The sequence below is a fragment of the Brevundimonas sp. GW822-FHT03E11 genome, from assembly GCF_058801445.1.
Genome location: NZ_JBXANG010000004.1, coordinates 105,189 through 123,517, shown reverse-complemented (window position 1 = coordinate 123,517; position 18,329 = coordinate 105,189). Strand labels below are relative to the sequence as shown.

At 66.0% G+C, this 18,329-nt stretch carries 19 protein-coding genes and 2 tRNA genes; 3 read left to right on the top strand and 18 right to left on the bottom strand.

The genetic code is table 11. The features are described 5' to 3' along the window. Positions 1 to 4: 4 nt before the first annotated feature. The 17 genes from AC1RKE_RS08260 to AC1RKE_RS08180 all read right to left on the bottom strand — a co-directional run bounded on the left by AC1RKE_RS08260 (position 5) and on the right by AC1RKE_RS08180 (position 14,729). Positions 5 to 1,489 (bottom strand): NADH-quinone oxidoreductase subunit M, encoded by a 1,485-nt coding sequence (locus AC1RKE_RS08260; protein ID WP_492896810.1) that lies wholly within the window; start codon positions 1,487 to 1,489, stop codon positions 5 to 7. Between the two features lie 4 nt (positions 1,490 to 1,493). After that, a complete protein-coding gene (gene nuoL, locus AC1RKE_RS08255; RefSeq protein WP_348685103.1) occupies positions 1,494 to 3,596 on the bottom strand; it encodes an NADH-quinone oxidoreductase subunit L in 2,103 nt (700 codons plus the stop codon). A 2-nt stretch (positions 3,597 to 3,598) separates the two neighbouring features. Further along, entirely contained in the window at positions 3,599 to 3,907 is a 309-nt protein-coding gene (nuoK, locus tag AC1RKE_RS08250) for an NADH-quinone oxidoreductase subunit NuoK (RefSeq protein WP_054765540.1), read from the bottom strand. Beyond that, positions 3,907 to 4,533, bottom strand: a complete 627-nt coding sequence (locus AC1RKE_RS08245; protein WP_054765539.1) for an NADH-quinone oxidoreductase subunit J — start codon at positions 4,531 to 4,533, stop codon at positions 3,907 to 3,909. The genes nuoK and AC1RKE_RS08245 overlap by 1 nt, the downstream gene beginning before the upstream one ends. 71 nt (positions 4,534 to 4,604) lie before the next feature. Next, entirely contained in the window at positions 4,605 to 5,096 is a 492-nt protein-coding gene (gene nuoI, locus AC1RKE_RS08240) for an NADH-quinone oxidoreductase subunit NuoI (protein WP_054765538.1), read from the bottom strand. After that, positions 5,096 to 5,329 carry a hypothetical protein gene (locus AC1RKE_RS08235; RefSeq protein WP_348684730.1) on the bottom strand — a complete coding sequence of 78 codons (234 nt, stop codon included), beginning with the start codon at positions 5,327 to 5,329 and terminating at the stop codon, positions 5,096 to 5,098. The genes nuoI and AC1RKE_RS08235 overlap by 1 nt, the downstream gene beginning before the upstream one ends. Beyond that, positions 5,326 to 5,565, bottom strand: coding sequence for a hypothetical protein (locus tag AC1RKE_RS08230; RefSeq protein WP_348684732.1), 240 nt, complete (start codon positions 5,563 to 5,565; stop codon positions 5,326 to 5,328). The genes AC1RKE_RS08235 and AC1RKE_RS08230 overlap by 4 nt, the downstream gene beginning before the upstream one ends. Further along, positions 5,566 to 6,645: an NADH-quinone oxidoreductase subunit NuoH gene (gene nuoH / locus AC1RKE_RS08225; protein ID WP_152950066.1), complete on the bottom strand. Its 1,080-nt coding sequence runs from the start codon at positions 6,643 to 6,645 to the stop codon at positions 5,566 to 5,568. A gap of 3 nt (positions 6,646 to 6,648) precedes the next feature. Beyond that, the gene (gene nuoG / locus AC1RKE_RS08220) at positions 6,649 to 8,694 is read right to left on the bottom strand and encodes an NADH-quinone oxidoreductase subunit NuoG (protein WP_182713800.1); all 2,046 of its coding nucleotides are present in this window, start codon (positions 8,692 to 8,694) and stop codon (positions 6,649 to 6,651) included. Next, positions 8,694 to 9,185 (bottom strand): hypothetical protein, encoded by a 492-nt coding sequence (locus tag AC1RKE_RS08215; RefSeq protein ID WP_054765533.1) that lies wholly within the window; start codon positions 9,183 to 9,185, stop codon positions 8,694 to 8,696. Before AC1RKE_RS08215 ends, nuoG begins: the two co-directional genes overlap by 1 nt. 2 nt (positions 9,186 to 9,187) lie before the next feature. Next, a complete protein-coding gene (nuoF, locus tag AC1RKE_RS08210) occupies positions 9,188 to 10,501 on the bottom strand; it encodes an NADH-quinone oxidoreductase subunit NuoF (protein ID WP_054765532.1) in 1,314 nt (437 codons plus the stop codon). A 393-nt stretch (positions 10,502 to 10,894) separates the two neighbouring features. Beyond that, the gene (locus tag AC1RKE_RS08205; RefSeq protein WP_054765531.1) at positions 10,895 to 11,176 is read right to left on the bottom strand and encodes a hypothetical protein; all 282 of its coding nucleotides are present in this window, start codon (positions 11,174 to 11,176) and stop codon (positions 10,895 to 10,897) included. Then, positions 11,176 to 11,853, bottom strand: coding sequence for an NADH-quinone oxidoreductase subunit NuoE (nuoE, locus tag AC1RKE_RS08200; RefSeq protein ID WP_182713803.1), 678 nt, complete (start codon positions 11,851 to 11,853; stop codon positions 11,176 to 11,178). Before nuoE ends, AC1RKE_RS08205 begins: the two co-directional genes overlap by 1 nt. Next, positions 11,850 to 13,064 carry an NADH-quinone oxidoreductase subunit D gene (locus tag AC1RKE_RS08195; RefSeq protein WP_054766920.1) on the bottom strand — a complete coding sequence of 405 codons (1,215 nt, stop codon included), beginning with the start codon at positions 13,062 to 13,064 and terminating at the stop codon, positions 11,850 to 11,852. Before AC1RKE_RS08195 ends, nuoE begins: the two co-directional genes overlap by 4 nt. A gap of 65 nt (positions 13,065 to 13,129) precedes the next feature. After that, entirely contained in the window at positions 13,130 to 13,774 is a 645-nt protein-coding gene (locus tag AC1RKE_RS08190; protein ID WP_182713804.1) for an NADH-quinone oxidoreductase subunit C, read from the bottom strand. Continuing rightward, a complete protein-coding gene (locus tag AC1RKE_RS08185) occupies positions 13,771 to 14,382 on the bottom strand; it encodes a NuoB/complex I 20 kDa subunit family protein (RefSeq protein ID WP_152950061.1) in 612 nt (203 codons plus the stop codon). The genes AC1RKE_RS08190 and AC1RKE_RS08185 overlap by 4 nt, the downstream gene beginning before the upstream one ends. Next, positions 14,352 to 14,729, bottom strand: a complete 378-nt coding sequence (locus AC1RKE_RS08180; RefSeq protein ID WP_054765527.1) for an NADH-quinone oxidoreductase subunit A — start codon at positions 14,727 to 14,729, stop codon at positions 14,352 to 14,354. The genes AC1RKE_RS08185 and AC1RKE_RS08180 overlap by 31 nt, the downstream gene beginning before the upstream one ends. Before the next feature lie 204 nt (positions 14,730 to 14,933). Between AC1RKE_RS08180 and AC1RKE_RS08175 the strand changes: the two genes are divergently transcribed. The 3 genes from AC1RKE_RS08175 (at position 14,934) to AC1RKE_RS08165 (ending at position 16,896) form a co-directional block, all read left to right on the top strand. Next, on the top strand, positions 14,934 to 16,565 hold the full coding sequence (locus AC1RKE_RS08175; RefSeq protein WP_333897588.1) for an AbgT family transporter: 1,632 nt from the start codon (positions 14,934 to 14,936) through the stop codon (positions 16,563 to 16,565). Between the two features lie 95 nt (positions 16,566 to 16,660). Then, a tRNA-Asp gene (locus AC1RKE_RS08170) sits at positions 16,661 to 16,737 on the top strand. Between the two features lie 82 nt (positions 16,738 to 16,819). After that, positions 16,820 to 16,896 (top strand) — tRNA-Asp (locus AC1RKE_RS08165). 148 nt (positions 16,897 to 17,044) lie between these two features. Here AC1RKE_RS08165 and AC1RKE_RS08160 read toward each other — a convergent pair. After that, the gene (locus AC1RKE_RS08160; RefSeq protein ID WP_183215786.1) at positions 17,045 to 18,295 is read right to left on the bottom strand and encodes a glycosyltransferase; all 1,251 of its coding nucleotides are present in this window, start codon (positions 18,293 to 18,295) and stop codon (positions 17,045 to 17,047) included. Positions 18,296 to 18,329: the final 34 nt, after the last annotated feature.

Genomic DNA, 18,329 nt, shown 5'->3' with positions numbered 1-18,329 from the left:
GGTCTCACCCGCCGATCGCGGCGCGATAGGCGCTGGTCAGGGCCTCGACGGCGGGCCCGGTGTAATCGAGGACGGCGGCCGGATGGACGCCCAGCCACAGGGTGCCGACGATCAGCGGCACGAACAGCGCAAGCTCACGCTTGTCGATGTCGGCGATGGTCATCAGCTTCGGATTGGTGATCTCGCCGAACATGACCGAACGATACAGGGTCAGGGCGTAGACCGCCGAGAAGATGACGCCCGAGGCCGCCACCAGGGCCGCCCAGGTCGAGGCCCGATAGGCGCCCGTCATGGTCAGGACTTCGCCGATGAAGCCCGAGGTGCCCGGCAGGCCGACATTCGCCATGGTGAACATCAGGAAGATGGCGGCGAACCAGGGCATGCGCGAGGTCAGGCCGCCGTAGAAGGCGATCTCGCGCGTGTGCATCCGGTCATAGACCACGCCGACGCACAGGAAGAGCGCGCCCGAGATCAGGCCGTGGCTGATCATCTGGAAGACGGCGCCCTGCATGCCCTGGTCGTTGCCGGCGAAGATGCCCAGGGTCACAAAGCCCATGTGGGCGACCGACGAATAGGCGATCAGCTTCTTGATGTCCGTCTGACGCCAGGCGACCAGCGAGGTGTAGACGATGGCGATCACCGACAGGGTGAAGACCAGCGGCCGGAACATCTCGGACGCGACCGGGAACATGGGCACGTTGAACAGGATGAAGCCGTAACCGCCCAGCTTCAGCAGGATGCCGGCCAGGATGACCGAACCGGCCGTCGGCGCCTGAACGTGGGCGTCGGGCAGCCAGGTGTGGACCGGCCACATCGGCATCTTCACCGCAAAGGAGGCGAAGAAGGCCAGCCACAGGATGGGCTGAACGGCGGGGCTGAAGGCGTACTGCTTAAGCTCCGGAATGCTGGTGGTGCCGGCGGTGTGCGACATCCACAGCATGGCCAGCAGCATCAGCACGGACCCCAGCAGGGTGTAGAGGAAGAACTTGTAGGCCGCGTAGATCCGGTTGGCGCCGCCCCAGATGCCGATGATCAGGAACATCGGCACCAGGGTGCCTTCGAAGAAGATGTAGAAGAGATACAGGTCCAGGGCCGTGAAGACGCCGATGACCAGGGTCTCCAGGATCAGGAAGGCGATCATATATTCGACGACGCGCGTCTCGATCGACTTCCAGCTGGCCAGGATGCAGATCGGCATCAGGAAGGCTGTCAGCAGGACGAACAGCACCGACACCCCGTCGACGCCCAGATGATAGCTGGCCCCGGCGAACCAGGGGACCATTTCGACGAACTGATAGGCGGTGTTCGACGGATCGAAACCGGCGACCAGCACGACCGAGACGCCCAGGACGACCAGGGTCATCAGCAGGGCGATCCAGCGCGCGGCCGGGGCGGCGGCGTCCTGGGACTTGGAGGCCAGCCGGGCGAGATAGATCGCCAGGGCGCCGACCAGCGGCAGGAAGGTAACGAGGCTCAGGATGTAGGGCACGGGATCAGGCTCCCCACGCGAGGATGGCGAAGGTGAGCAGACCAGCCACCCCGAGCAGCATCACGAAGGCATAGTAGTAGAGGAATCCGGACTGGAACTTGGACAGCCAGCCGGCCGATTTCAGCGAGGCCCAGGCGGCGCCGTTGGGGCCGAAGCCGTCGATGATCTTCACGTCGAAGATCTTCCAGAAGGCGTCGCCCAGGGCCCGGAAGCCGCGCACGAAGACGAAGTCGTACAACTCGTCGAAGTACCACTTGTTGTAGAGGAAGCGGTAGATCGCGCCGTCCCGCTCGGCCATGCGACGGCCCATGCCCTCGCGCGCCACATAGATCCAGTAGGCGAAGGCCGTGCCGATCAGGGTCAGGATCAGCGGCGACCACTTCACCCAGGTCGGAACCTCGTGGCTTTCGTGGAGCACATGATTGTGCTCGCCGGTGAAGATGGCGCCACGCCAGAACTCATGCTCGTGGTGGCCGATGAAGTGCGGCGAGAAGACGAAGCCTGCAGCCACGGCGCCGACCGACAGCAGGATCAGCGGAACCAGCATGACCCAGGGGCTCTCGTGCGGGTGCAGCGGGCCGTGGTGGCCGTGGTCGTCGTGGGCATGGTCGTCGTGACCGTGCGTGTCGTGACCGTCGGCGATCGGCTCGGAATGGGTTTCCAGCTGGGCGTGCGAGGCGTGGTCGTCGGCGTGGTGAGCGTCGCCCTCTTCCTTCCACACAGGCTTGTTGTGGAAGGTCATGAAGACCAGACGCCACGAGTAATAGGCGGTCAGACCGGCGGCGATAATGCCGACGAAGAAGGCGAACAGCCCGACTGCGCTATGGCCGCTGGCGGCCGAGGCGTAGGCGCTCTCGATGATCGAGTCCTTCGAATAGAAGCCGGCGAAGCCGCCGACGCCGGGGATGCCCAGGCCGGTGATGGCGATCGTGCCGATGGTCATCACCGCATAGGTGACCGGCAGCAGCTTCCACAGGCCGCCCATCTTGCGCATGTCCTGCTCGTGATGCATGCCGTGGATCACGGAGCCGGCGCCCAGGAACAGCAGGGCCTTGAAGAAGGCGTGGGTGAACAGGTGGAACATGGCCGCCTGATAGGCGCCGACGCCCGCCGCGAAGAACATGTAGCCCAGCTGCGAACAGGTCGAATAGGCGATGACCCGCTTGATGTCGTTCTGGGTCAGACCGACCGTGGCGGCGAACAGGGCGGTGATCGCGCCGATGATGGCGATGATCTGGGCGGCGCCGGGGGCGTGCTCATAGATCGGCGACAGCAGGCAGACCATATAGACGCCGGCGGTCACCATGGTGGCCGCGTGGATCAGGGCGGACACCGGCGTCGGGCCTTCCATCGCGTCCGGCAGCCAGGTGTGCAGGAAGAACTGGGCCGACTTGCCCATGGCGCCGATGAACAGCAGGAAGCCGGCCAGATCCAGCGCGGACCACTGGACGCCCAGGAACTCCCAGGTCGTCCCCGCCTTGGAGGCGACCAGCGGGAACAGTTCGGCGAACTCGATGGTGCCGTACATCCAGAAGACGGTCATGATCCCCAGCACGAAGCCGAAGTCGCCGACCCGGTTGACGACGAAGGCCTTGATGGCGGCGGCGCTGGCGGTCGGCTTCTTGTACCAGAAGCCGATCAGCAGATAGGAGGCCAGACCCACGCCTTCCCAGCCGAAGAAGATCTGCATGAAGTCGGCGGCCGTCACCAGCGCCAGCATCATGAAGGTGAAGAGGGACAGATAGGCGAAGAAGCGCGGACGGCTGTCGTCCTCGGCCATATAGCCCCAGGAGTAGAGGTGCACGAGCGACGAGACGCTGGTGACCACGATCAGCATGGTCGCCGACAGGGCGTCGATGCGGATCGACCAGGCCGACTGGAAGTCCCCCACATTGATGAAGGGCGCCAGGCGGATGGTGAAGGGCTCCAGATGGCCCCAGGTCCACTGGCCGAACACCGTCCAGGCGACGGCGCACGAGAAGAACAGCAGGCCGGTCGTGACGGTCTGCGACGGGATGTTGCCGATCCGACGGCCGAACAGGCCGGCGACGGTCGCGCCCAGCAGCGGGGCGAAGATCCCGAGAATGATCAGGGTGTGGAGGTTCACGCTCAGCCCTTCATCACGGAGGCGTCGTCGACGGCGATGTCGCCGCGGTTACGGAAGAAGGTCACCAGAATGGCCAGGCCGACGGCGGCCTCGGCGGCGGCCACGGTCAGGACGAACATGGCCATGATCTGCCCCGACACCTCATTGAGATAGGCCGAGAAGGCGACGAAGTTGATGTTCACGGCCAGCAGGATCAGCTCGATCGACATCAGGATGATGATGACGTTCTTGCGGTTCACGAAGATGCCGAAGACCCCGATGGTGAACAGGGCGGCGGCCGTGCTGAGATAGTGGATCAGACCGATTTCCATCAGAGAAGCTCCTCGGGCGAGACGCCCTGCCCGGTCTGCACCGACTTGACCTCCATCGCCTTGGCGGCGGAGCGGTTGACCTGGTCCGAAATGTTCTGGCGCTTGATATGCGGCTTGTGGCGCAGGGTCAGGGTGATGGCGCCGATCATGGCGATCAGCAGCACGATCCCGGCCGCCTGGAAGAAGTAGACATAGTCCGTATAGAGCACCCGACCGATGGCCTCGACATTGGTCATGTCGGCGCTCGGCGCGCCCGGCGCCGTCAGGCCGGCGGTCGCGCCGCCCTGGATGACGGCGATGGACACAAGGATCATCTCGAACAGCAGCACGGCCGCGACGATGGCCCCGATCGGCAAGTAGCGGGCGTAGCCGCCCCGAAGCTTCAGAAAATCGACGTCCAGCATCATCACGACGAACAGGAACAGCACCGCCACAGCCCCGACGTAGACGACGACCAGCAGCATCGCCAGGAACTCGGCGCCGAGAAGGACGAACAGACCCGCAGAGGAGAAGAAGGCCAGGATCAGGAAGAGAACGCTGTGCACGGGATTGCGCGCGGTCACGACCAGAAGGCCGGACACCACGGCGGTGGCCGCCAGCAGATAGAAGGCTATGCCTTGCAGCATGTCGGGACGAGGCCCCTTTCGTCTCGGTCGTGACCCCGTTTGGGAATCGCCGACCCGTTAGCGTGAGCGCCTTAGCGGTAAGGCGCGTCGAGTTCCAGATTCTTAGCGATATGGCGTTCCCAGCGGTCGCCGTTGTCCAGCAGCCGGGCCTTGTCGTACAGCAGCTCCTCGCGCGTTTCGACGGTGAACTCCGAGTTCGGACCCTCGACGATGGCGTCCACCGGGCAGGCCTCCTGGCACAGCCCGCAGTAGATGCATTTCACCATGTCGATGTCGTAGCGGGTCGTGCGGCGGCTGCCGTCGGCGCGGGGCTCGGCCTCGATGGTGATGGCCTGGGCCGGGCAGATGGCCTCGCACAATTTGCAGGCGATGCAGCGCTCTTCACCGTTCGGATAGCGGCGCAGAGCGTGTTCGCCGCGGAAGCGGGGCGATTGCGGGTTCCGCTCGAACGGATAGTTCACGGTCGCCTTGGGGCGGGCCATGTATTTGAGGGTCAGGCCGATGGCGCCGATGGCGTCGAGCATCATCGCGCCCTTGGCGGCCTGGGCGATACGGGTGAACATCAGAGGCGATCCTCTGGCGCCGGGGCGCCGTTGGTTGAAGTCTGGGCCGGGGCGACGGCCTGGGTCTTGGTCGGGGTCTGGGCTGGACCCTGGGTTTGGGCGGCGCGCCATTCGCGCTCGATCCGCTCCTGGCGTTGCTGCCACTGATAGCCGGATTCAGGCATCCGGGTGTCGGGGGCGCAGGCCGTCATCACAAGCGCGAGGACCAGCAGCGGGAGGATCAGACGGGTCATGCTCCGCCCCTCCGCAGCACGTCCTTGCAGTCCATCGTCTTATAGCGGGGATCGTCGCGGTTCATCATCCGGCACAGATTGACCGTCTCGCCGTCACGGCGCGCCCCGTCCTCGCGCCGCTCCAGCGACGCGACCGGATCGGTCGGCGCCGGCGCCGGCGCGGGAATGGGCGCGAAGGTGCAGGCGGCGAGCCCCCCCGACGCGGCCAGAACCAGGATGACGGCGCGCGAGACCATCTAGGCCCCCACCGCGAAGACGCGCCAGGCGGCGGTGACCACCACGGCGACCAGAGAGGCAGGCAGGAAGATCTTCCAGCCCAGCCGCATCAGCTGGTCATAGCGGAAGCGAGGCACGAAGGCCTTCACCAGGGCGATCGCCAGGAACCAGAAGACCGTCTTGGTGACGAAGGTCAGCAGATAGATCGTATAGGCGATCCAGGCCGGCAGGTCGTCCAGCGTCTCCTGCGACAGGAAGCCGGGGTTCCAGCCGCCGAAGAACAGGATGGTCATCATCGCCGACATGAAGACGATGTTGACGTACTCGCCCATCATGAACAGCAGATAGGTGGTCGAGCTGTATTCGACCTGATAGCCGGCCACCAGTTCCGACTCCGCTTCGGGCAGGTCGAACGGCGGGCGGTTGGTTTCCGCCAGGGCCGAGACGAAGAAGACGATCGACATCGGGAACAGGATGACGATCAGGGGCCAGGTGCCCTGCCCGCCGCCGAAGGCGTACCAGTTCCAGAAATAGCCGCTTTGACCTTCGACGATCTGCGACAGGTTCATGGTGCCGGCCAGCAGGATCACATTGATGATGATCAGGCCCAGCGAGACCTCATAGGACACCATCTGGGCCGCAGAACGCAGCGAGCCCAGGAACGGATACTTCGAGTTCGAAGCCCAGCCGCCCATGATGATGCCGTACACGCCCAGCGACGACACGGCGAAGATGTACAGGATGCCGACGTTCAGGTCCGACACCACCCAGCCCGGCGCGAAGGGGATCACCGCCCAGGCCATGAAGGCCAGGACGACGGTGATGACCGGCGCCAGGATGAAGACCGCCTTGTCCGCGCCGGAGGGGATGACCACCTCCTTCAGCACGAATTTGATCATGTCCGCGAAGGACTGGAGCAGGCCGAAGGGACCGACGACGTTCGGCCCTTTGCGCATCTGCACCGAGGCCCAGACCTTGCGGTCGGCCAGCAGCAGGAAGGCGACGGCGACCAGGACGCCGACGGTGATCAGCAGGATCTGACCGAGGGTGATCAGCGTCCAGCCGCCGGGCGTGGCCCAAAAGGAGGTAGCAGCGTCCATGACTTACTCCGCCGCCATCGCGACCGGGGCGATCCGCAGGGCGGACAGTTCGGCCATGGTCGCACTGGCGCGCGCGATCGGGTTGGAAAGATAGGGATCGGCGACGATCGAGGTGAAGGCCCGGTCGCCCAGGTCGCCCTTGACGCCCAGCTTCGACGGGTCAAAGGCGGCCGGCGTCGGCAGATAGTCGATCCGGCCGAAGGTCGGATGATCGGCCATCATCCTGGCGCGCAGCTGGTCCAGGGTGTCGTACGGCAGGGTCTGGTCGACGCGGGCGGACAGGGCGCGGATGATCGCCCAGTCTTCCTTGGCCTCGCCCTTGGGGAAGACGACGCGTTCAGCCATCTGCACCCGGCCTTCGGTGTTCACATACAGGCCCGACTTCTCGGTATAGGCCGCGCCCGGCAGGATGACGTCGGCGCCGTGCGCGCCCCGATCGCCGTGGCTGCCCAGATAGACGCGGAAGGCGTTCGAACCGGTCGGATCGACTTCGTCGGCGCCCAGCAGGAACAGAACGTCCAGCGCGCCCGGCTTCAGCATGTCCGCTGCCGTCAGGCCGCCCTCGGCCGGCACGAAGCCCATGTCCAGGCCGGCCACGCGCGCGGCGGCGTGGTGCAGGACGTTGAAGCCGTTCCAGCTGTCGGTCACGACCCCGACCTTCTTGGCCAGGGCGCCCAGGGCGTTCAGGACGGCGGCGCCGCCCTCCCCGCCCAGAGCGCCGGAGCCGACGATGATCGCCGGCCGCTCGGCCTTGGTCAGGAAGTCCATCGCCGACTTGGGCAGCTTGGCCAGGGTCTTCGACCCGGCGCCCAGATAGGCATAGTCGAAGGTCAGATCGGCCTGTTCGCCGATGACGCCGATCTCGACCCCGCCCTTGATCCAGCTCTTGCGCAGACGGGCGTTCAGCAGCGGCGCCTCGACGCGCGGGTTGGCGCCCACGATCAGGATGGCGTCCGCCTTTTCAATGCCTTGCAGGCCGGAGTTGAACAGCCAGCCCTCGCGCGGGCCATAGCCCAGGGCGGCGCCGTCCTGGCGGCAGTCGGTGTTCTTGGAGCCCAGGGCGCGGAACAGGTCCAGGGTCGCCTTCATCGACTCGGCGTCCTGCAGGTCGCCGGCGATGACGCCGATGCGGTCGGCCGAGGCGGCCTTCAGCCGGGCGGCGACGGCGTCCAGCGCCTCGTTCCAGGTGGCGGCGCGCAGCTTGCCGTTCTCGCGGATCCAGGGGCGGTCCAGGCGGCGCGCGGTCAGACCGTCGACGACATAGCGGCTCTTGTCCGACAGCCACTCCTCGTTGATCCCCTCGTTCACGCGCGGCAGGACCCGCATGACCTCGGAGCCGCGGTAATCGGCGCGGATGTTCGAGCCCAGGCCGTCCATGACGTCGATGGTCTCGGTCTTCTTCAGTTCCCACGGACGATAGTGGTACTGCCAGGGCCGGTGGGTCAGGGCGCCGACCGGGCACAGGTCGTTGACATTGCCCGACAGCTCCGAGGCGACCGACTTCTCGAGATAGGTGGTGATCTCGGCGTCCTCGCCGCGCGAGATCATGCCGATGTCCGGCACGCCCGCTACCTCGGTGATGAAGCGAACGCAACGGGTGCACTGGATGCACCGCGTCATGAAGGTCTTGATCGTCGGCCCCATGTTCTTTTCTTCGACCGCGCGCTTGTTCTCGGCGTAGCGAGAACCATCGCGGCCATAGGCCATGGACTGGTCCTGCAGGTCGCACTCGCCGCCCTGGTCGCAGATCGGGCAGTCCAGCGGGTGGTTGATGAGCAGGAACTCCATCACGCCTTCGCGGGCCTTCTTCACCATCGGGGTGTCGGTGAAGATCTCCTGGCCGTCGGCGGCCGGAAGCGCGCACGAAGCCTGGGGCTTGGGCGGTCCGGGCTTCACCTCGACCAGGCACATGCGGCAGTTGCCGGCGATGGACAGGCGTTCATGGTAGCAGAAGCGCGGGATTTCCTGCCCCGCGCGCTCGGCGACCTGGAGCACGGTCATGCCGGGCTCGAACTCAACTTCGACGCCGTTGACCTTGGCGACTGGCATCAGCGGGCCTCTTCTTCAGCAGGAACGGCCAATTCGGCCTGTTCCGTCGTCCCATCCGGGAGGGTCTGGGTGATGGTGATCGTCTCGCCGTCCATGACGTAGCGGACCACCGGATCGTCCGACTGGTTCATCCAGCGCACGAAGGTTGGATCGGGCAGATCGAGCGGTTTCCACACGATCAGGTCTTTCTCGACGCGGCAATCGGCGCGCATCCGGCCGCCGTCGACCGGCGCGCGCCACGAGGCGTGGACCACCTCGCCCTCCACGCCGTCGATGGCGACGGCGCCGGGCTGCTGCCCGTGAATGGCGGCGAGGCCCGCGCGACAGACCCGGCGCAGATCGGCCGGGGTCAGGACCGCCGGCGCCGTCTTCACGGCGTCGGACGGCTTGGCCGCGGCCGCGACCTTTTCCGCAGGCGTGGGCGCAGCCTCGCGCTCGCCGCAAGCGGCGAGAGCCAAGGCTCCGATCACGAGGGCGGACAAGCGGCGCATCCCTACTCCGCAGCGATCGCGTGGCCGGCGAAGTTCGCGCGGCGGCTGCGGTAGTTGGCGATACGCTCTTCAATCTCGTGACGGAAGTGACGGATCAAGCCCTGAACCGGCCAGGCGGCCGCGTCGCCCAGGGCGCAGATGGTGTGGCCCTCGACCTGACCGGCGACGTCCAGCAGCAGGTCGATTTCCGACGGATCGGCCTCGCCCACGGCCATACGCTCCAGCACGCGCCACATCCAGCCGGTGCCCTCGCGGCACGGCGTGCACTGGCCGCAGCTCTCGTGCTTGAAGAAATAGCTGATGCGGGCGATCGCCTTCACGATGTCTGTGGACTCGTCCATCACGGTGACGCCGGCGGTGCCCAGCGACGAGCGAACCTCGCGCATGGAATCGAAGTCCATCAGCACGGTTTCCGCCTGTTCGCGCGTGATGACCGGGCAGGAGGCGCCGCCGGGGATGATGGCCTTCAGATTGCCCCAGCCGCCGCGAACGCCGCCGCCGTGCTCTTCGATCAGCTGGCGTAGCGGGATCGACATGGTCTCTTCGACGACGCAGGGCGTGTTCACATGGCCCGACAGCGACATCAGCTTGGTGCCGGTGTTGTTCGGACGGCCGAAGCTGGCGAACCAGTCCGCGCCGCGGCGCAGGATGGTGCCGACGACGGCGATCGACTCGACGTTGTTCACCGTGGTCGGGCAGCCGTACAGGCCCGCGCCGGCCGGGAACGGCGGCTTCAGGCGCGGCTGGCCCTTCTTGCCTTCCAGGGATTCCAGCAGGGCGGTCTCTTCGCCGCAGATATAGGCGCCGCCGCCGTGGTGGATATAGACGTCGAAGTCCCAGCCATGGACATTGTCCTTGCCGATCAGCCGGGCCTCATAGGCCTGTTTGACCGCCGCCTCCATCCGCTCGCGCTCGAGCACATATTCGCCGCGCAGATAGATGTAGCAGGCGTGGGCCTGCATGGCGAAGCTGGCGATCAGGCAGCCTTCGATCAGCAGATGCGGATCGTGGCGCATGATCTCGCGATCCTTGCAGGTCGCGGGCTCGGATTCGTCGGCGTTGACGACCAGGTAGTGAGGGCGATCCTTCACTTCCTTGGGCATGAAGGACCACTTCAGCCCGGTCGAGAAGCCGGCGCCGCCACGGCCGCGCAGGCCGGACGCCTTGACGTTATTGATGATCCAGTCGCGGCCAAGGTCCAGCATGTCCTTGGTGGCGTTCCAGGCGCCGCGGCTCTTGGCTCCGTCCAGCGTCCAATCATGGAAGCCGTACAGGTTGGTGAAGATGCGGTCCTTGTCTTCGAGAATGCCGACCATCAGGCTGCTCCTCCGTCTACGCCGACGGGGGGGACCGAGAGCGGACTGGCGTTCGAGGCCGAGATCGCGTTGGCCGGGCGGCGGCTGACGCGGTTCAGGGCTGGGTTTGTTACGCGGTTCGGAAGCATCAGCAGGACCGGGTGAAGGCGTAGAGGGAGCGGTCGCGGGTGCGACCGAAGGGGATGTGGGCGGGGTTTGCGCCGATACGGGCCCGGCGCTCAGCGACAGACTGGCCGCGCCGGCCAGATTGACCAGCAATCGACCTGTCCCGGCGGGGCTCCACCCGCCTCGGCCGCGCTTGGGCGCGCGGCGCCCTGCCCGCTTCTGATCCGTCGACATGGCGCCCCCCGGCACGCTGCATCGAGTTCAAGAAACCACAGTAGATCGACGCGCTCATGACGAAGCGCCTTCCAGCTCGCGCATACGGCGTCGGTGATGTTGGGTGCGGGTGTAGACGGCGCCGATGACGCAGGCCCAGCCCAGGCCCAGCATGACGTAGGAGGCCGTATAGGCCCAGTCGCCCAGGCCGGGCGTGCCCTGCCGGGTGAACAGGATCAGCATGGCGGCGCCGACCACGAGCGCGAGTCCGCCCGCGCGCAGGGGGCGCGCGACCTGGCGCAGCTCCTTGCGGTATGCGGCGCGGCCTTCGTCGCTGTCGAGGTCAGGGGCAGGCATCAGGCCGGAGCCTTCTCGACCGGCGCGGGATCGCTGTTGGGCAGTTTCTTGATCGGCTTGGCGGCCGAGCCGTCATACAGCTTCGGGTCCAGCAGAGTCTTGGCCCCGCCGGCCGGCGCTGCGTTGTGGCGACCGATGTAGGAGCCCGGCTTGGGCGCCTTGCCCGCCGCGAAATCGTCGATGATCTGGGCCATGGTCTCGGGCGTCAGGTCTTCGTAATAGTAGTCGTTGATCTGTGCCATGGGCGCGTTGGAACAGGCGCCCAGGCATTCGACCTCCTGCCAGGTGAAGCGGCCGTCGGCGGACAGATGGTCCTTGGGACCGATCTTTTCCTTGCAGACCTTCATCAGCTCATTGGCGCCGCGCAGCATGCAGGGCGTGGTGCCGCACACCTGGATCAGGGCGGTCTTGCCGACCGGCTCCAGCATGAACATGGTGTAGAAGGTCGCGACCTCCATCACCCGGATGAAGGGCATGCCCAGCAGTTCGCCGACCGCGCGAATGGCGGGTTCTGAGACCCAGCCTTCCTGCTTCTGCACCAGCCACAGGATCGGGATCACCGCCGACTGGCGACGGTTTTCCGGATATTTCTTGATCCACCATTCGGCCTTGGCCTGGGTGTCCTTCGAAAAGGCGAACGAGGCCGGCTGTTCCTTGGCGAGACGACGAACGCTCATCGGTCCACTTCTCCGAAAACGATGTCGAGCGAGCCCAGGATGGCGGAGACGTCAGCCAGCTGGTGGCCGCGGTTCATCCAGTCCATGGCCTGCAGGTGACGGAAGCCCGGCGCCGAGATCTTGACGCGATAGGGTTTGTTGGTGCCGTCCGACACCAGATAGATGCCGAACTCCCCCTTGGGCGCCTCGACGGCCGCATAGACCTCGCCTTCCGGCGTCTTGAAGCCTTCGGTGTACAGCTTGAAGTGATGGATCAGGGATTCCATCGACCGCTTCATCTCGCCGCGACGCGGCGGCACGATCTTGTTGTCCTCGACCATCACCGGCTCGCCGGGGCAGTTGCGCAGCTTATGGATGCACTGCTCCATGATGCGCACCGACTGCTTCATCTCCTCGATGCGGCAGAGGTAGCGGTCCCAGCAGTCGCCGTTCTTGCCGACCGGAATGTCGAACTCCATCTCGGCGTAGCACTCGTAGGGCTGCGACTTGCGCAGGTCCCAGGCGATGTCCGAGCCGCGCAGCATCACGCCCGAGAAGCCCCAGGCCAGGGCCTGTTCCTTGGACACCACGCCGATATCGACGTTGCGCTGCTTGAAGATGCGGTTTTCGGTGACCAGGCTCTCGATGTCGGCCAGGGCCTTGGGGAACTCCAGGCACCAGCGACCGATGTCGTCGATCAGGTCCATCGGCAGGTCCTGATGGACGCCGCCGGGGCGGAAGTAGTTGGCGTGGAGACGCGCCCCGCTGGCGCGCTCGTAGAAGACCATCAGCTTCTCGCGCTCTTCGTGACCCCAGAGCGGGGGCGTCAGGGCGCCGACGTCCATGGCCTGCATGGTCGCGTTCAGCAGGTGGTTCCCGATCCGGCCGATCTCCGAATAGAGGACGCGGATCAGCTGAGCCCGGTACGGAACCTCGATGCCCAGCAGCTTCTCGATGGCCAGGCAGAAGGCGTGCTCCTGGTTCATCGGCGCCACATAGTCGAGCCGGTCCAGATAGGGCACGTTCTGCAGATAGGTGCGGGCCTCCATCAGCTTTTCGGTGCCGCGATGCAGCAGGCCGATATGCGGATCGACGCGCTCGACGATCTCGCCGTCCAGCTCCAGCACCAGACGCAGCACGCCGTGCGCGGCCGGGTGCTGCGGGCCGAAGTTGATGGTGAACTTGCGGTCGTCCATGTCGCGGGCATGGTCGGTCCGGTGATCCATCGGCATGTCTTCGAAGGGATCTCCGCCGCCGCCGCTGTTCGCGGACGCAGGGATACGGGCGCCGTCAGCCATCAGCCCTTCACTCCAGCCTTTTCGTCGCCGGGCAGGACGGGCGCCGGATAGTCGGCGCCTTCCCACGGCGACAGGAAGTCGAACGTGCGGAATTCCTGCGTCAGCTTGACGGGTTCATAGACGACCCGCTTCTGCTCTTCGTCGTAACGGACCTCGACATAGCCCGTCATGGGGAAGTCCTTGCGCAGCGGATGCCCCTCGAACCCGTAGTCGGTCAGCAGGCGCCGCATGTCGGGATGGCCTGCGAAGATCATCCCGTACATGTCGTAGGCTTCACGCTCGAACCAGCCGGCGGACGGATAGACGTGGCAGACGGTCGGGACCGGCTGGACCTCGTCGGTGGCGACCTTGACCCGGATGCGGGCGTTCCGCGTCAGGGACAGCAGGTGATAGACCACCTCGAACCGCTCTTCGCGATCCGGGTAGTCGGCGCCGCAGACGTCCAGCAGTTGCTGGAACCCGAACCGGTCGCGCAGGGCGGTCATCACCTCGACGATGTGTTCGCGCGGCGCGACCAGGGTCAGTTCGCCAAAGGCGACCTGGGCCTCGACGCCCCAGCCGTCGCCGGCGAGCGCCCCGACCAGCTCGGCGCCCATCGGCGTCAAGGCGGCCTCGAACTGGGCTTGAACGGCCAGCGAGCTCATCGGTCGATGGTCCCCGTGCGGCGAATCTTCTTCTGCAGCTGCAGCAGGCCGTACAGCAGGGCCTCGGCCGTCGGCGGGCAGCCGGGCACATAGACGTCCACCGGCACCACGCGGTCGCAGCCGCGCACGACGCTGTAGCTGTAGTGATAATAGCCGCCGCCGTTGGCGCAGCTGCCCATCGACACGACGTAGCGGGGATCGGGCATCTGGTCATAGACCTTGCGGATGGCCGGGGCCATCTTGTTGGTCAGGGTGCCGGCGACGATCATCAGGTCCGAGTGACGCGGGCTGCCGCGCGGGGCCATGCCGAAGCGTTCGACGTCGAAGCGCGGCATCGACATCTGGATCATCTCGACGGCGCAGCAGGCCAGGCCGAAGGTCATCCACATCAGCGAGCCGGTGCGGGCCCAGGTGATCACGTCGTCCAGCGAGGCGGTCAGGAAGCCGCGCTCGCCCAGTTCGGTGTTCACCGCCTCGAAGAACTTGTCATGGACCTTGGGGTCATAGCCCTCGACCGTCGACCGGGCGGCCGAGTTGGCGGGAACCATTGCGCCGGGAAGCGGCGACGAAGGCGCGATCACTCCCATTCCAGGGCTCCCTTCTTCCATTCATAGATGAAGCCGATGGTCAGGACGCCCAGGAAGACCATCATCGACCAGAAGGCGAAGATCATGCCCGCCTGCGACAGGTCGAACATCGACACGGCCCAGGGGAAGAGGAAGGCCACTTCCAGGTCGAAGATGATGAACAGGATGGACACCAGATAGAAGCGGACGTCGAACTTCATCCGCGCGTCGTCAAAGGCGTTGAACCCGCACTCATAGGCGGACAGCTTCTCGGCGTCCGGATTTTTCGGCGCCAGCAGCAGCGGCAGGGCGATGAAAAGCACGCCGATGAAGGCGGCCACGCCGGCGAAGATCAGCACCGGCAGATATTCGAGCAGAAATGCGTTCATTCAAAGAACCTCGGCCGCCGGGGAGAGGCGGGATTCGGGGCTTCTTAGACCCAACGTCGGCGCGGTTCAAACCCCTGTGACGACGGGTTTTTTGTTGCGAATCGGTCGCAGGTCTTCGGGCTATATGTCGCAGGTGGGGCGCTTGCCGTCTTCGGCAGCGCGCGGCCCTACTGACGGCCTGATTTCGCACCCGAAAGTCCGACGATGAATCCAGCCGCGCGCCTTCTGAACACGGTCGAGAGGATCGGAAATCGTCTGCCCGATCCGGTCTTCCTCTTCCTCTGGCTGGTCGGCGGCCTGATTCTGCTCAGCATGATCGGCGCGGCCCTGGGCTGGTCTGCGGTGAATCCGGTGACGGGCGATCGGCTGGCGGCTCAGAGCCTGCTGTCGCCCGAAAACCTTGAGCGGCTGATCATCGGCATGCCGCGCACCCTGGCGGACTTCCCGCCGTTGGGGATCGTCGTCACCATCATCTACGGGGCTTCGGTGGCGGAAAGGGCGGGCCTGTTCGCCACGGCGATTCGCGGCGCCCTGCTGAATGCGCCGCGCGCGATCCTGACCCCGATCGTGGTTGTGACGGGCATGGTCTCCCACCATGCGTCGGACGCCTCCTATGTCGTGGTCATCCCCCTGGCGGCGGTCATCTTCGCCGCGGCGGGCCGGCACCCCCTGGCCGGTCTGGCCGCCGGCTTCGCGGCCGTGTCGGGCGGCTATGCCGGAAATCTGTTTCCCGGCGCCAGCGACGCCTTGATCCTGGGGATCACTGAGCCGGCGGCCCACCTGATCGACCCCTCCTATTCGGTGAACATCGCCGGCAACTGGTTCTTCATCATCGGGGTCGTCCTGGTCTTCACCCCCATCGTCTGGTTCCTGACGGACCGGGTGATCGAGCCGCGCCTGGGGCCATGGGCGCCGTCGGCGCACGCCGCCGCTCCCGCCGCCTCCGAGAAACAGCCCCTGACCGCCGATGAGAAGCGCGGCCTGGCCTGGGCCGGACTGGCCCTGATGGGGATGATCGCCCTCTGGGCCCTGATCACCCTCCTGCCCGGCTCGCCCTTCGTCGATCCGACGGCGGAGCCCGAACAGAGGTTCAATCCCCTGTACCGTTCGCTGGTGGCCTTCTTCGCCGTGACCTTCTTCCTGACGGGCGCCGCCTATGGGGCCGGTTCGCGGTCGATCCAGTCGCATCGGGACCTGGTCCGCATGATGCGCGACGGCATAGCCCAGTTGGCGCCCTATATCGTGCTGGCCTTCTTCGCCGCCCATTTCGTAGCCATGTTCAACTGGTCGGGGCTGGGGCCGATCCTGGCGGTCAACGCCGCCGCCGAGCTGAAGAGCCTGGCCCTGCCCGCCCCCCTGCTGCTGATCTGCGTGGTCTTCGTCTCCTGCTTCTTCGACCTGTTCATCGGTTCGGCCTCGGCCAAATGGTCCGCCCTGGCTCCGATCGTGGTGCCGATGTTCATGCTGTTGGGGATTTCGCCCGAGATGACGACCGCCGCCTATCGGATGGGCGATTCGGTCACCAACATCGCCACGCCGCTGATGAGCTACTTCCCCCTGATCCTGACCTTCGCCCAGCGCTGGGATCCGCGCTTCGGCCTGGGGTCTCTGATGGCGACCATGCTGCCCTATGCAGGGGCCTTCCTGGTCGCCGGCCTGATCATGGTGGCGGCCTGGGTCACGCTGGACCTGCCGCTTGGGCCGGGCGTCGGCGTCTATTACGAACCGCCCGCCCCCGCCGTCGCCGCCCAGGAGCCTGCTGCAGGCGGTCTGGCGGGTCCGCACACCCCGCCCCAACCGGCGGCGGTCCCTTCGCCCACAGCCCCGTCGCGCTGACGCCCGTCTTATCGAAAAAGGTCGCTTGACGCGCTGTGTAAGCCCGCCTAAACGACGCCCCTCGCCGGGGCGCACAGCCGCTTCGGTTGGGAAACGCGGGTGTAGCTCAGTTGGTTAGAGTGCCGGCCTGTCACGCCGGAGGTCGCGGGTTCGAGCCCCGTCACTCGCGCCACTCTCTCTAGAAATAGATGGAGTGGCGCACACCGCCTTCCCACACAGTTTTCGAAACAACTCTAAAGTTTCGACCCAGGTACGCGGGTGTAGCTCAGTTGGTTAGAGTGCCGGCCTGTCACGCCGGAGGTCGCGGGTTCGAGCCCCGTCACTCGCGCCACTTCTTCTGTAACGAAGAAGCGGCGCACCGCCCCGCAAGCGCGCAAATCCCATATTTTCTTGGAAAAACATCATCCCCGTCCGGGGTATGATCGGCGCGGACTGCAGTCCAAAGCCCGCCCCCGGGGACGGGCGGGCCCGCTGTGGGATCAGTGGACGGCGAACGCCGCCTCGGGCTGAACGAAGGCGGCCTCGCCGGTCAGCTCTCCATAGACCATGCACAGGTCTTCAAAGACGCGGTTCCACGCAAACCGGCTCACCGCCTTTTCGCGGGCGGCGCGGCCGATGGCCTCGATGTCGCGGGCAAACAAGGCCTCGATCGCCTGGGCGTAGTCGTCGGCCTCGGCGCTGGCGGCCAACTGGCCCACGGTCGAATCGACCGTCTCGGCCACGCCCCCGGCGTTTACGCCCACCACGGGCCGACCGCAGGCCATGGCCTCCAGCACGATCAGACCGAAGGGCTCCTTGTCATTGGCGTGAACGAAGGCGTCGCAGCTGGCGATGATCTTGGCCACCGCCCGCGGGTCCTTCTCATAAGGCAGGGAGATCACCCGGTCCTCGGCGGGCATGCCCGAACCGGCGCCGACCAGGACCAGATGATAAGGGGCGCCCAGCTTTTGGACCGCCTCGATCAGAACATCGACGTTCTTCTCCTTGGCGGGACGGCCGGCAAAACACAGAAGGCGTGCGTCCGGGCCGAGGCCCAGTTCCTTCAGCAGCCAGGACCGATCGCGGCGGTCGGGCCGGAAGGTGTCGACCTCGACGCCCAGCGGACGAATGACGATATTGTCCACCCCCGCCTCCTCAAGCCGCCGCGCGATGAAGCGGCTGGGCGAAACGACGCGGTCAAACTGGGAGAACAGACGGGCCCAGCGCTTTTCGACGGGCTTCTTGGCCCATTCGCCGAAATGAAGCGCCGCCAGGCCGGCTGGGTCCGAATGGCAGAAGCCGACGACGGGACAGCCGACCCTCTGGCCGGCCTCCAGGGCGCCCTGTCCCGGCGTATAGGGGTCGCCCGCCTCAATGATCGACGGCTTCATGGCCGCGACCCATGCGCTCCAGCGCTTGACCGAACTGGGCCAACGATAGCCGTCTCCGAACGGCAGTCGCGTGGCGCGCAGCTGAACGATCCCGTCCGCCCGCGCCCTGTGTCGGGCGCCCGGCACGATGAGGGAATGGCTGACCCCCGGCCGATTGGCCTCGATCCACGCCTTCTTCGACAGCAGGTATCGCTTCACGCCGCCGGACCGGGGCGCGTACAGCATGGTGGTGTCCAACAGCCGCGGCCGCTCGTCCTGCGACGCCTGTTTCAACGCCCTCAAGGTGTCCGCCACCTCCACGTCCAGTCCGGGAATCAGACGAAGTTCGCTTTCGTGGACGTCGAGATCAGTCAGGGTCATTCGGGGGTTCTCGTCAGGTCTGCGCTCGCAAACG